At 67.1% G+C, this 13,212-nt stretch carries 12 protein-coding genes; 4 read left to right on the top strand and 8 right to left on the bottom strand.

Annotated elements, in window-relative coordinates:
* The first annotated feature begins 57 nt into the window (after window positions 1-57).
* From ACFTWF_RS38430 to ACFTWF_RS38420, 3 genes are all read left to right on the top strand, one after another.
* Window positions 58-1,572, top strand: coding sequence for an ABC transporter permease (locus tag ACFTWF_RS38430; protein WP_378466366.1), 1,515 nt, complete (start codon window positions 58-60; stop codon window positions 1,570-1,572).
* Window positions 1,569-2,609, top strand: coding sequence for an ABC transporter ATP-binding protein (locus tag ACFTWF_RS38425; protein ID WP_378466315.1), 1,041 nt, complete (start codon window positions 1,569-1,571; stop codon window positions 2,607-2,609). The genes ACFTWF_RS38430 and ACFTWF_RS38425 overlap by 4 nt, the downstream gene beginning before the upstream one ends.
* Before the next feature lie 112 nt (window positions 2,610-2,721).
* Entirely contained in the window at window positions 2,722-4,023 is a 1,302-nt protein-coding gene (locus ACFTWF_RS38420; protein ID WP_378466314.1) for an alpha/beta hydrolase, read from the top strand.
* A gap of 60 nt (window positions 4,024-4,083) precedes the next feature.
* Here the strand turns inward: ACFTWF_RS38420 and ACFTWF_RS38415 are convergent, their stop codons facing one another.
* Window positions 4,084-4,437 (bottom strand): hypothetical protein, encoded by a 354-nt coding sequence (locus tag ACFTWF_RS38415; protein ID WP_378466313.1) that lies wholly within the window; start codon window positions 4,435-4,437, stop codon window positions 4,084-4,086.
* Window positions 4,438-5,290: 853 nt separating this feature from the next.
* Here ACFTWF_RS38415 and ACFTWF_RS38410 point away from each other — a divergent pair.
* Window positions 5,291-6,325 (top strand): LacI family DNA-binding transcriptional regulator, encoded by a 1,035-nt coding sequence (locus ACFTWF_RS38410; protein ID WP_378466312.1) that lies wholly within the window; start codon window positions 5,291-5,293, stop codon window positions 6,323-6,325.
* An 83-nt stretch (window positions 6,326-6,408) separates the two neighbouring features.
* On the opposite strand, the gene ACFTWF_RS38405 is transcribed toward ACFTWF_RS38410, so the two are convergent.
* The 7 genes from ACFTWF_RS38405 to ACFTWF_RS38375 form a co-directional block, all read right to left on the bottom strand.
* Entirely contained in the window at window positions 6,409-7,224 is an 816-nt protein-coding gene (locus tag ACFTWF_RS38405) for an ATP-binding cassette domain-containing protein (protein ID WP_378466311.1), read from the bottom strand.
* Window positions 7,225-7,228: 4 nt separating this feature from the next.
* Window positions 7,229-8,287 (bottom strand): ABC transporter permease, encoded by a 1,059-nt coding sequence (locus ACFTWF_RS38400; protein ID WP_378466310.1) that lies wholly within the window; start codon window positions 8,285-8,287, stop codon window positions 7,229-7,231.
* Between the two features lie 33 nt (window positions 8,288-8,320).
* On the bottom strand, window positions 8,321-9,349 hold the full coding sequence (locus ACFTWF_RS38395; RefSeq protein ID WP_378466309.1) for a substrate-binding domain-containing protein: 1,029 nt from the start codon (window positions 9,347-9,349) through the stop codon (window positions 8,321-8,323).
* Window positions 9,350-9,503: 154 nt separating this feature from the next.
* On the bottom strand, window positions 9,504-10,484 hold the full coding sequence (locus ACFTWF_RS38390; RefSeq protein ID WP_378466308.1) for a Gfo/Idh/MocA family protein: 981 nt from the start codon (window positions 10,482-10,484) through the stop codon (window positions 9,504-9,506).
* Complete coding sequence (locus tag ACFTWF_RS38385; protein ID WP_378466307.1) at window positions 10,481-11,344, bottom strand: sugar phosphate isomerase/epimerase family protein; 864 nt, start codon at window positions 11,342-11,344, stop codon at window positions 10,481-10,483. The genes ACFTWF_RS38390 and ACFTWF_RS38385 overlap by 4 nt, the downstream gene beginning before the upstream one ends.
* Window positions 11,341-12,348, bottom strand: coding sequence for a Gfo/Idh/MocA family oxidoreductase (locus tag ACFTWF_RS38380; protein ID WP_378466306.1), 1,008 nt, complete (start codon window positions 12,346-12,348; stop codon window positions 11,341-11,343). Before ACFTWF_RS38380 ends, ACFTWF_RS38385 begins: the two co-directional genes overlap by 4 nt.
* Window positions 12,348-13,127, bottom strand: coding sequence for an SDR family oxidoreductase (locus ACFTWF_RS38375; protein WP_378466305.1), 780 nt, complete (start codon window positions 13,125-13,127; stop codon window positions 12,348-12,350). The genes ACFTWF_RS38380 and ACFTWF_RS38375 overlap by 1 nt, the downstream gene beginning before the upstream one ends.
* Window positions 13,128-13,212 lie beyond the last annotated feature (85 nt).

The following is a 13,212-nucleotide window of genomic DNA, read 5'->3' as shown; positions in this document are numbered from 1 at the left end:
GGCCGCGCGCGGCCGGGGGACGCGGGTACGGCGCGTCGCCCGACCGCCCGTCCGGGGCTGCCGTTCCCTCTGGCCGCCGCGGCGGTGATCGTGGTGGCCGCGTCGTTGCTCCCGCTCGGATATGTGATCGCGGCGAGCATCGACACGGGCTGGGATACTGCGTCGGCGTTGCTGTTCCGGCCCCGGGTCCGGGAACTGCTTCAGAACACGGTGCTGCTGGTCGTGGTGACCGTGCCGATCTGCGTCGTCGTGGGTGTCGCGGCCGCCTGGCTGGTCGAGCGCACCCGGCTGTTCGGCGCGAAGGTGTGGGCCGTCCTCCTCGCGGCGCCGCTGGCCGTTCCAGCGTTCGTCAACAGCTATTCGTGGGTGACGGCGGTACCGTCGCTCGGCGGGCTGTTCGGCGGCGTCCTCATCGCGACCCTGTCTTACTTCCCGCTCGTGTACATCCCGGTGGCCGCGACGTTGCGCCGGTTGGATCCGGCTGTGGAAGAATCCGCACGCGCCCTGGGCTCGGGCCCGGTCGCGGTATTCGTGCGGGTCGTGGTTCCGCAGCTGCGGCTGGCCATCTCCGGCGGCGGTCTGCTGGTGTCGCTGCACCTGCTCGCCGAGTACGGCGCGTTCGTCTTCATCCGGTTCGACACGTTCACCACGGCGATCTTCGAGCAGTACCAGTCGACGTTCAACGGCTCCGCCGCGACCATGCTCGCCGGTGTCCTGGTCCTGTTGTGCCTGACCCTGCTGGTGATCGAATCGGTCGTCCGCGGCAGCGCCCGGTACGCCCGGATCGGGTCGGGTGCCGCCCGCCGGGCGGTGCCGGCCGAACTCGGCTGGCGGTATTCGCCGATCGCCTTGTTGTTCCTCGGCATGCTGGTCGCGGCGTCGGTCGGTGTACCGGTGGTCAGTGTTGCGCGGTGGCTCGTCATCGGCGGCTCCGCGGTGTGGAAGCTGGATGCCATGGCTGCCGCGCTGGGGCAGACGCTCGGGTTCGGCATTGCCGGTGCCGTGGTGACGTGTGTGCTCGCGTTCCCGATCGCCTGGATTTCGATTCGCCACCCAGGCCGGTTCAGCCGCGTCCTCGAGGGCGGCACCTACATCTCCAGCTCGCTGCCGGGCATCGTGGTGGCCCTCGCCTTCGTCACGATCACCATTCGGTATCTGCATCCGCTCTACCAGACGGTGGCCGTCGTGATCGCGGCCTACGCGCTGCTGTTCCTGCCGCGCGCGCTGGTGAACCTGCGAGCCGGACTCGCGCAGGCCCCCGTCGGGCTCGAGGAGGCGGCGCAGTCGCTGGGTGTTTCGCCGTGGGCGGCGTTCGTCCGGGTGACGCTGCGGCTGGCCGCGCCGGCGACCGCGGCGGGTGGGGCGCTGGTGTTCCTGGGCATCGTCAACGAGTTGACCGCCACCCTGCTGCTGGCGCCCACCGGTACCCGCACCCTGTCTATGCAGTTCTGGTCGTTGAGCAGTGAAATCGACTACGCCGGCGCCGCACCGTATGCGTTGATCATGATCGTGCTGTCGCTGCCCATGACCTATGTACTCTTTACCCAGTCGAAAAAGGTTGCCGGACTATGACATACGCTCTCGAAGTGGAGGGTCTCGACAAGTCGTTCGGTGCCGCGCCGATCCTGCGGCACGTAGGGTTCGCCGCCGAAGCGGGATCCACGACCGCCATCCTGGGCCCCTCCGGCTGCGGCAAGACCACCCTGCTCCGCCTGATCGCCGGGTTCGAGAGACCGGACTCCGGCACCATCGCCCTGGCCGGGAGGATGGTCGCCGGTGGCGGGTGGACACCGCCGCACCGCCGGTCCGTGGGCTATGTCGCGCAGGACGGGGCACTGTTCCCGCACGCCACCGTCGGCGCGAACGTCGGGTTCGGTCTCCCACGGAGGGCGCGCACCCGTTCGAAGATCGCCGAACTACTCGACATGGTGTCACTGGACCCCTCGTACGCGTCACGGCGTCCCGACCAGTTGTCGGGCGGGCAGCAGCAGCGCGTGGCGCTCGCGCGGGCGTTGGCGCGGGAACCGGAACTCATGCTGCTCGACGAGCCGTTTTCCGCCCTCGACGCGGGCCTGCGGGCAGACACCCGACGAATCGTCGCAGACATTCTCGCGAAAGCCGGCATCACCACCATCCTCGTCACGCATGATCAGCCCGAGGCGCTCTCGTTCGCCGACCGGGTCGGGGTGATGAGCGCGGGCCGGCTCGCCCAGATCGGCACACCCCGGGAAATCTATTCCACACCCGTCGACGTTTCCACCGCGCAGTTCATCGGCGACGCCGTCGTCTTGGCGGCGCACGTCGACGGGCAGCGGGCCAGGTGCGCGCTCGGAGACGTCCCCGTGAGTCTCAGCGGCGTCCAGGGAAACGCGCGAATCATGCTGCGGCCGGAACAGATCGAAGTGACCCCCGATGGTGCCGGCGTATCCGGGACGGTCGTCGACGTCGAATACCTCGGATCGGAAATGATGCTCGGCATCCGCCTCGACACCGAGAACGGAGTCGTCTCCGACCGGGTCACCGTGCGCCGCTTCGGTGCCACCGCCCTCACCCCGGGCGATCGCGTCGGCATCCGCGTCCTCGGGGAGGGTGTGGCATACGAGCTGTGACGGCGGGCCGCAGCGGTGACCGGTGTCGACCCAGGGGAGCCGCCACCCGTGAACTCGCGAGGTGCCGTCGTGGTGAGACGATGGAATCAGATGACGCGGGAAAGTTGTGCACGTGCGGTGGTTCACTGATCTGTCTCTGATCTCGGGGCCGGTGCCGGTCGTCGTCAGCGCCGCCGGTGCCGTGAGCGCACTCTGGCTTCTGGCCGGGCGGCCGCACTGGTTCCGGTACCGGGTGATACCGCTGGCCGCACTCGGAGCCGCCATTGGCACGGGCGCACTGTGGTTCTGCGTCGAGCGGATCTGGCGTCCGCTTCCCGATCCCATCCCCATGATCGTGTACGCGTGGGCTGGTGTAGCCCTGTTCGCGCTGCTGATCCTTGTTCCGCGTATCGTCGCTGCGACGCGCCCGGTGACGAGGGCGGCGTCGGTGCTCGCGGTGATCGTCGTGATGTTGACCTGCGCTGTCCAGGTCAATGTGTTCTTCGCTGCCTATCCGACCGTCGAAACCGCTCTCGGAATGGAACATCTGAACCGCATCGACTTCGCAGCAGTGCCGCCCCTCATTGCGGCGCCGGTGACGGGGCGGCCCCTCGACGCGGTGTGGACGTCGCCACCGTCGATGCCCCGCGACGGAGCGGTCACCTCCGATGGCATCCCCGGAACCCGATCGTCGTTTCGGGCGCGCCGCGCCGATGTCTATCTTCCGCCCGCGTATTTCACCGACCCCAGGCCGCAGCTTCCGGTGCTGGTTCTGCTCGCCGGACAACCCGGGCAGCCCAAAGATTGGTTTACCGGCGGCCGGCTCGCCACCACCATGAACACCTTCGCCCATGGCCACGACGGTCTCGCGCCGGTCGTGGTGGTCGCGGACGCAACCGGATCGACCTGGGGAAACCCGCTCTGCGTGGATTCACCACTCGGCAACGCCGCCACCTACCTGGCCCGGGACCTGCCGGCCTGGATCACGGCTCATCTTCAGGTCGACCCCGACCCAGGGTCGTGGGCGATCGGTGGGCTCTCCCTCGGGGGAACCTGCGCATTGCAGATGGCCACCAACTACCCCGATATCTATCCCACTTTCCTCGACTTGTCCGGTGATCCCGAGCCGACACTCGGCGACCACCAGCAGACCCTGGTCGCCGCGTTCGGCGGCAGTCAGCAGGCGTTCGACGAGATCGACCCGATGACCCTGCTGGCCGAGCACCGCTACCCAAACTCGGCCGGTGTCTTCCTGGTAGGCGACCACGACCACGATCTGCAGCCGCGGCTGCACACCGCGTGCGAGGCGGCCGCGGCGGCGGGCATGGACGTTCACTACGTCGAGGTTCCCGGCGCCCACAATTTCGGTGTCTGGTCCCGCGGGCTCGCCACCGAAATGCCGTGGCTGTCGCACCGGCTCGGACTGACCGGATAACTACTCGCACCAGACGAATTGGTCCGTGCGCCCGGTAATCCGGCGACCGGTGCAGCCCGGCTACTCGCGCAGCACGCTTATCGGGTGGCGGACCGCAGCCTGCGCCGACATCGTCGTGACCACCGCGATCGCTCCGACGGTCACCACCGTGACCAGCACCAGATATGCCCAGGGCACGACGAGCCCGGCGGGCGGCGGGTCGAATACGCCGGTCAGCACCGCCACCAGCAATCCGGACAGCGCAGCACCGCCGACGGTCCCGACGACGCTCGCGCTCGCGCTCGCGGCCGCGAGCACCACGGCGTAGGCCAGTTCGAGCCTGGTCAGACCGCTGAGATCGACGGAGGTGAGGGTGGAACCGACCGTGCCGCGAACCGTGGCGATATCGGTGACCACCGCGCCGGTTCCGGTCACATCGGAGATCGCCGTCCGCATGCCGATTGTGTCGACGCCACCGGTTCCGCCGTCGAAGCAGGTGTCCTGCAGCAGTGCCGCTCCGGCGATGGTCTCGGGATCGACCCCATGTACGCCGGGAATCTGACGCAGACGATCGGCGAAGTCCGGTCCGACAGTCGAGGCCGAGGTCTCGGTGACCGTGACGTCGGCACCGTTGGTGAGCCGAGCACCGACCTCGGCTCGACGACACGATGTCCGACATCGGGCCCGCTACCGGGTGCACGAGGATGCGGATCGCAGGCCTGCCTCTTCTGAGATCGAAATCGACTGCCCGGAGGGTGATCAAACCGGTGCCGATCCACAGCGGGGCCGGCCCGACGAAAGCCTGGTAACTCCCGGGTCGATCACCATGCCCTTGTTGCATTGGGATCTTTAGCGCCGGCGGGTCTGTGTGAAAACCGTTCCATAGCAACAAGATCAGGTACCGAAATAGGGATGCGGTTTCTCAGGGCGAGGTCAGCTGCAAGCAGCGTGGATGATGTCGTTTCGCGCCGTCGATCATCGAGTGGTGTGGTCGTCGTCGCGGCTGCCGGTGTCGATCTCGAAAGTAACCATCCGGAACTCGAGGGACTCGAGAAATGCTGGCGGAGCGGGTTGTTCACCGGTGGAGTAATCCCGATCGCGTGGTGGTCGCTTTCGGCCTGTCGACCGACCTGGCCTTGGTGGCGGAGTCGATGGCAATGAGTTCAGGGCAACGGATTCCGAAGATGCATTGCGAGAAGCATTTTCCGTGTTCTCCTGTTAGTCTTGCTGTGATACACGCCTCAGAAATTAGGCGTTGTCCATCATTTTCACCTCGAGGGAGAAGGTTGTGGCGCACAGTCGTTACAAAGTTCGTGAGATCGCCCAACAAGCCGGGCTCAGTGAGGCGACCGTCGACCGAGTGCTCCACAATCGCGCGGGGGTACGAGAGGGGACCCGCGCCGAGGTCGCGCAGGCGATCATCGACCTGGACAAACAGCGCTCCCAGCTGCGATTGGCGGGGCGGAAGTACCTCTTCGACGTCGTGATGCAGGCCCCGTCGCGGTTCTCCGGAGCGTTCCAGGAGGCGGTCGAGGCGGAACTGCCGTCGCTTGCTCCCGCGGTAGTGCGGACGCGGTTCCACTTTCGGGAGACCGGTTCTGTCTCGGCCATGGTCGAGGTGCTCGACAAGCTCGCGAAACGTCCCTCGCACGGCGTCATCGTCAAGGCTCCCGACACCACCGAGGTCGCCGACGCCATCGATCGGCTCATCGAGGCCGGAATCCCGGTCGTCACCTACGCCACCGACGTTCCGAGCAGCAATCGGATCGGCTACGTCGGTATCGAGAACCGGGCTGCCGGCGAGACAGCCGCGTATCTACTCGAGCAGTGGTTGCGCGACACCCCGGCCAGTGTCCTGGTCACACTGAGTAGCAATGCGTTTCGCGGCGAGGAAGAGCGCGAGATGGGCTTTCGCGGTGCACTCCGCCGCTCGGGCAGCGTCGGGGGGATGGGTTCTCAGCGCACACTGATCGACATCTCTGAAAGCGAAGGCCTCGATTCGACGGTCGAGCAGCTCGTTCTCGAGGCTCTCGAGCGTAACCCTGGCATCGAGGCTGTCTATTCGATCGGTGGCGGCAACCTGGCGACCGTGCGTGCCTTCGAGAAGCTCGGCCGAAGCTATCGCGTCTTCATCGCTCACGACCTCGACAGCGACAACCGGCAATTGCTGCGCGACAAGAAGATCTCAGCCGTCCTCGAACACGACCTTCGATTCGATGCGAACTTGGCCTGTCGCATGCTGATTCAGGGCCGCGGTGGGTTGTCGGGTGTGACTACGGCGATGTCGCCGATCCGGATCATCACCCCCTACAACATGCCTTGACGGCGGCGAGGTTCAGGCGCACGACAACGCCGCCCCGGGGATCCCCGGGGCGGTGCGGTCGTGAGGTGAGTGCCGACCGGCTTTCAGCGCCGCAGTTCGTGGGTGAGTGCTTCGAGTTCGTCGCCGCCGGCCATTTGCTGGGTGAGTTCTTCGAGGCTGATCTCGTCGTAGGTGCAGTCGAGTTTCTGGCGGCCGCGGCCCAGGAGGACGAAGTGGTCGCCGACCATGTAGGCGTGGTGCGGGTTGTGGGTGATGAACACCACCCCGAAGCCTTGTTCCTTGGCGGCGGAGATGTAGCGCAGCACCATCCCGGACTGTTTGACGCCGAGGGCGGCGGTGGGCTCGTCGAGGATCAGGACCCGGGCGCCGAAGAAGATGGCCCGGGCGATCGCCACGCATTGGCGCTGGCCGCCGGACAGGGACCCGATGGGGGCGTCGACGTCGGGCAGGTCGATGCCCATCTTCGACAGTTCCGATTTGGTGGTGGCCCGCATCGCGTTGGCGTCGAGGGACTTCAGCGGGCCCTTCCGCAGTTCCTGGCCGAGGAAGAAGTTCCGCCACACCGGCATCAGCGACACCACGGCGAGGTCCTGGTAGACGGTGGCGATGCCCTTGGACAGGGCCTCCTTCGGGGAGTCGAAGGTGAGGGGTTCGCCGTCGACGAGCAGCTCACCCGAGCTCTGCTGGTGCAGGCCGGCGATGATCTTGATCAGGGTGGATTTGCCGGCGCCGTTGTCGCCGAGCACACCGGTGACCTCACCGGCCCGCACCCGCAGGTTGATGTCTTCGAGGGCGATGATGTTGCCGTACTGCTTGCCGACGTGTTTGAGTTCGATGAGCGGGATCTTGCCGCCCCCATCGGGTTCGGTATCGACGGGCATCTGTTCGATGGTACTCATGCGGTCACCTCTTGGCGGCGTAGTTGCGGAAGGCGTTGTTGGCGATGACGGCGAACAGCAGCATCGCGCCGAGGAAGAATTTGAACCAGTCCGGGTTCCAGCCGGCGTAGACGATACCCTGGTTCGTCATGCCGAAGATGAACGCGCCGATCGCGGCGCCGATCGCGGTGCCGTAGCCGCCGGTGAGCAGGCAGCCGCCGATGACCGCGGCGATGATGTAGAGGAACTCGTTGCCGATGCCTTGGCCGGACTGGACGGTGTTGAACGAGAACAGCAGGTGCATGCCGACGAACCAGGCGGCGAACCCGACGGTCATGAACAACCCGATCTTGACCTTGGTGACCGGGACGCCGATGGCGCGGGCGGAGTCCTGGTTGCCGCCGACGGCGAAGATCCAGTTCCCGATCCGGGTCTTGAACAGCACCCAGGTGGCGATGGCGGTGAACAGCAGCCACCACAGCACGGTGATCCGCACGGACACCCCGGCGATGGTGAACGAGGACGCGAACACCTTCTTGGCGGAGTCGAAGCCCTGCATGTCGGAGACGCTGGGGGTGGCGACCTGTCCGGTGATCAGTTTGGTGACGGCCAGGTTGATGCCGGTGAGCATCAGGAACGAGCTCAGGGTGATCAGGAAGCTGGGGATCTTCGTCTTCATCACCAGGTAGCCGTTGAAGAACCCGACCGCGAGCGAGACGAGGAGGGCGAGGGCGGCGCCGGCCCACAGGTTCAGGTGCAGGTTGTAGGCGATCATCGACGCGGCCAGCGAGCTGGTGGTGACGGCGACGCCGGCGGAGAGGTCGAATTCGCCGCCGATCATCAGCAGCGCGACCGCGCAGGCCATGATTCCGATGGTGGAGCTGGCGTAGAGGACGGTGGCGAGGGCTTCGGGGCTGCGGAACGGGGGTGCGACGATCATGAAGAAGACGAAGATCGCGATCGCACCGAACAGGGACCCGACCTCCGGGCGGACGAGCAGCCGTTGCAGGCGTTTTTGCTCCTTCACCCGTTCGTCGGTGACGACCTTGTGACTGGCAAGGTCCAGATCTTGCTGTGTGGACATGACTTTCCTTCCGTTACGCCGTCAGTGCCGTGCTCAGCGGGTTCCGGCCTTGGCGTACTCGGCGACCGAGTCGATGTTGGATTTGTCGATGAAAGCGGGACCGGTCAGAGTCGGCGTACCGCCGCCGATGGTGTTGCGGTTGTTCAGGTACAGCCACAGAGAATCGACCGCGAGGTAGCCCTGCAGGAACGGCTGCTGATCGACGGCCCATTGCACATCCCCGGCCTTGATGGCGTCGACGAGGGCGGCGTTGGTGTCGAAGGTGACGATTTTCGCGGAGCTGGCGGCATTGGCGACGGACTGGACAGCCGTGAGCGCGATCGGCGCTCCGAGCGCGACGACATGATCGATCGAGGGATCTTGTTGCAGTTTGGCGGTGATCGTCGCATCGACCGACGGCAGATCCTTGCTGTTGACATTCAGGATTTCGGTCTGCCCCTTGAACCCCTCGATGACGCCCGCGCAGCGTGCTTCGAGTGCAACCTGACCCTGTTCCTGGATGACGCACAGCGCTTTCTTGGCGCCGTCCGCGGTCAGGCGTTGCCCTGCCGAGATGCCGGCGAGCTTTTCGTCCTGGCCGAAGTACTGGGCGACCCCTTGCGCCTTGTACTGGTCGAAACCGGAGTTGAACGCGACGACCGGGGTTTTCGCGTCGACGGCCGCTCGGACGGCCGGTGCCATCGCGTCCGGCTTTGCGAGCGTGACGGCGATGCCATCGACCTGGCTGTCGATGGCGCTCTGGACGAGGTTCGCCTGGTTCGGTGCTTCCGGGTCCGAGGAGTAACGCAGTTCGATGTTGTCCTTCGCCGCCGCCGTTTCGGCACCCTTGCGGATCAGGTCCCAGAAGGTGTCGCCCGGGACTTCGTGGGTGATCATGGCGATGGTGGCGCGTGGGGTGTCCGCGGTGCCCGAGGCCATGCCGCTACCGGTCGATTCCGGTTTCCCGCCGGTGCTCGAACATCCTGCGAGCAGTGCGGCCGCACCGACGCTCAGTGCCAGAGCGGTCACCCGGCGGGGAGTTTTCCGCGGGACCGAGGCGTTCGGGCCGTTGTGTGTGTTCATGTGGTGGGCCTTTCAGGAAGCCGCAAGCATGCAGGCATGGGAAAGCTCGGGAGGGGTGAAACGGGGAGGGGTGAAACGCACAGAGTGTGGTGGAGGCCCCGCCGGGCCGGACATTGGAAGTGGGTTCCTCACGGCCCGGCGGGGAGAATGTGACCTACCGCAGGGGCAGGCCGGCGGCGCGGTACGTGGAGTCGATGAGCTCCATCGTGGAGACCGCGTCGTCGACGTCGATCGGGAATGAGGTCCCGTCGGCGAGGTGCTGAGCGAAGGCGTCGAGCTGGTAGGTGTAGGTCGAGCGGGTTCCGAGATGTTCGACGACGGTGCCCGTGTCGGTGGTGATGGTGATGCGGTCGTCGCCGTACTGCAGCGCGTAGTCGTGCGCGAAGGCTTCACCGCGGTCCCCGACCAGGCGCAGGATCATCTCGAATTGTTCCCAGTTCATCGAATTGATGCTCGATCCGGTTGCGCCACTGGGGAAGACGAGGTCGACGTCGCACGACTCGTCGACTCCGGGGGAGCGCTCGACGGCGCGGGCCGTCACTACGGTCGGCTCGCCGCCGGCGAACCGGCCAAGCTGGCGGTGTACGTGCAGGCCGTAGCAACCGAGGTCCATCACAGCCCCACCGGCGAGGTCCAGACGCCACCGCGGGTCGTCAGGTTTGGGTTCGGGCATCCGCATGACCACCTCGACCCGCTGCAGAGCGCCGAGGGTGCCGTCCTCGAGGAGATCGAACATCCGCCGGATGATCGGGTGGAACAGGTAGTGGAAACCCTCCATGATCGGGACACCCCGCTCGCGAGCGGCAGCCCGGACGAGCTGTGCCTCGGTGGCGTTGCGCGCGAATGGCTTTTCGGTCAAGACCGCCTTGCCGGCCTCGACCGCCTTCAGATTCCAGGGGGCGTGGAATGCGTTGGCGAGCGGGTTGTAGACGACGTCGACCTCGGGGTCGGCGATCACCGCCTCGTAGGAGTCCAGCACCCGTTCGACGCCGTGTGTCTGCGCGAACCTCTCGGCGCGGCCGCGGTCGCGGGCGGCGACCGCGACCAACCGGTGCCCGAGAATCTGGGCCGGTTTGACGATCGCAGGCTCCGCGATCCGGGAGGCGCCGAGGACGCCGATCCGCAGCGTGGTCACAGCTGCAGGCTCCGCAGGAACGCGGCGCTGGTTTTGACGTCCGCGACCGGGCCCTCGCCGTCGGGTTCGCCGGCGAGGATGGTGTCCTGCTCGAGGGTGAACCATCCGTCGAAACCGGAGGCGACGAGGTGCCGGACCACGCCGGCGACGTCGACGTCACCGGTGCCGAGCGGGGTGTACATGCCCTGGGCGACGGCGTCGGTGTAGGTCAGTTCGCCGGCCTGCACGCGCGCGGCGAACTCGGCGTCGACGTCCTTGAGGTGCGTGTGGGTGATCCGGTCCGCGGCGGCGCGGGCCAACTCGAGCGGGTCGGTGCCGCCGATGAGCAGGTGCCCGGTGTCCAGGCACAGCGGAATGGAGGATCCGTCGAGGACTCGCTCGACCTCGACGTTCTTCTCGATCATGGTGCCCACATGCGGATGCAGGACCGCGCGGATGCCCTGGTCGGCGGCGACGTCGTGCAATCGGTCCAGGTTCGACAGCAGGGTCTTCCAGCCGGCGTCGTCGAGGTCGGGGCGGCTGTCGTAACCGTCGGTGCCGGTGATCGCGGCCAGCACCAGCACCTCGGCGCCGGCGGCGGTGAACGCGGCCAGGGTGCCGGTGATGTCGGGGACGGGGTCGTGGTCGGGGTCGTGGAGCAGCACCGGGGTGAAGCCGCCGACCGCCTTCAGCTCGTAGGAGGCCAGGGTGGCCGCCAGCTCCTGCGGGTCCGACGGCAGGAATCCCTCGGGACCGATCTCGGCGGCCTCGAGGCCGGCGTCACGCATCTCGGTGAGCACGCGCTCGGAACCGAGCTGGTGACCCCATCCGGGCACCTCGCATACACCCCACGAAATGGGTGCTCCTGCAATACGAATCATCGTCGAACCTCACTCATCTGGACGGGGCGGTGCTGGGAAAGGGACAGTGCGGCCGCCTCGGCGATCCAGGCCACCTCGAGGGCGTCCTGGGCGGTGCACCGTGAGGGTGCGGTGCCGGCGATCACGTCGAGGAACGCGTCGAGTTCGGCGCGGTAGGCGGCGGTGAATCGGTCCATGAAGAACCGGTGCGGCGGGCCGTCGGGAAAGGTGACGCCGGGTTCGAGGTTGCGCACGGGCGCGCCGGCGTCCCAACCCGCGACGACGCTGTCCTCGGAGCCGTGCACCTCGAGGCGGCAGTCGTAGCCGCGGGCGTTGTAGCGGGTGTTGGACACGACGCCGAGGGTGCCGTTCGCGAACGTCAGGGTGGTGGTGGCGGTGTCGACGTCGCCGCAGTCGGCGAAGATCGAATCGCCCTGGTTGGTTCCCGTGGCGTAGACCTCGGTCACCTCGTGCCCGACGACCCAGCGCACGATGTCGAAGTCGTGCACGCTGCAGTCACGGAAGATCCCGCCGGAGGCGGCCACGTACTCCGCCGGAGGAGGGGCGGGGTCGAGGGTGGTCGAGCGGACGGTGTGCAGCCAGCCGAGTTCGCCACTGGCGACGGCGGACCGGGCGGCGGCGAAGGCGGGGTCGAAGCGGCGGTTGTACCCGATCTGTACCGGCACCGTCGAGGTCTTCAATCGCTCGACGACCTGGTAGCTTTCGTCGGCGGTGAACGCCACCGGCTTCTCGCAGAACACCGGGATCCCGGCGTCGACGGCGGCCAGGATCAACGGCGCGTGCGCCGGGGTGGCGGCGGCGATCACTACTCCGTCAACGCCGGCGGCGAAGACCGCCGCGGCGTCCTCGACCGGCCGCGCGCCGAACTTGGCGGCCACGGACGCGGTGACATCCGGCCGCTCATCGGTGACGACCAGGCCGTCGACCCCCGGAAGCTGAGCGAGGGTGTCGGCGTGAAATGCGCCGATTCGGCCGAGGCCGATCACTCCGATTGTCGATCCCATCAGTCCTGCCCTCCGATAATGGTTTGGTCCCAATCGATCACCGAGCCGGTGACGACACCGCTTCGATCCGACAGCAGCAGCACGACGAAGTCGGCGATCTCGTCGACCTGCCCGAGCTTGCCCATCGGCACCTTGGCGGCGGCCTCGGCAGCCCAGTTGTCGTCGGCGCCGTGGAAACGCTGCTGAATTACCGCCTCGCCTTCGGTTTCGGTCCACCCGATGTTCAGGCCGTTGATGCGGATCCGGTCGAAGCGGTGCGCGTAGGCGGCGTTGCGGGTCAGCCCGGCCAGGCCTGCCTTCGCCGCCACGTACGGCGCCAGATACGACTGCCCGCCGTGCTGGGCGATGGAGATGATGTTGACGATCGTCCCGGGTGCCTTCCGTTCGACCATGTCCGCGACGGCGCCCTGCATGGTGAAGAACGGGGCCCGCAGGTTCACCGCCATGTGCTGGTCGAATAGTTCGGGGGTGGTGTCGAGCAGGGTGCCGCGGGTGGTCAGGCCCGCCGCGTTGCACAATGCGTCGACGCGGCCGAACTCCTCGATGGTGCGGGTCACCGAATCGCGGGCCTCCCGGGGGTCGGTGAGGTCGGCCTGAAAGAACCGCACCTGCGCGCCGGTCGCCTCGAGCTCGGCGGCGAGGGCCTTGCCGGCCTCGGCGCGGCGACCGGTGAAAGCCACCCGGGCGCCCTCGCGGGCCGCGGCGCGGACGACGCCGGCGCCGACCCCTTGCGTTCCTCCGCTGACCAGAACGACTTTCTCGTTCAACAGGGTGGCCACTGTATTCCTTTCGATCTTGCGCCCCTCCGGCATCGGTGCCGGAGGGGTCGGTGCGGCAGACGGACCGGGACCGGAAGAGTGGTGA

The organism is Rhodococcus sp. NPDC056960 (assembly GCF_042674125.1).
In the GTDB taxonomy this organism is placed as follows: domain Bacteria; phylum Actinomycetota; class Actinomycetes; order Mycobacteriales; family Mycobacteriaceae; genus Rhodococcus_F.
This window is presented reverse-complemented; position numbering and strand designations above follow the sequence as displayed.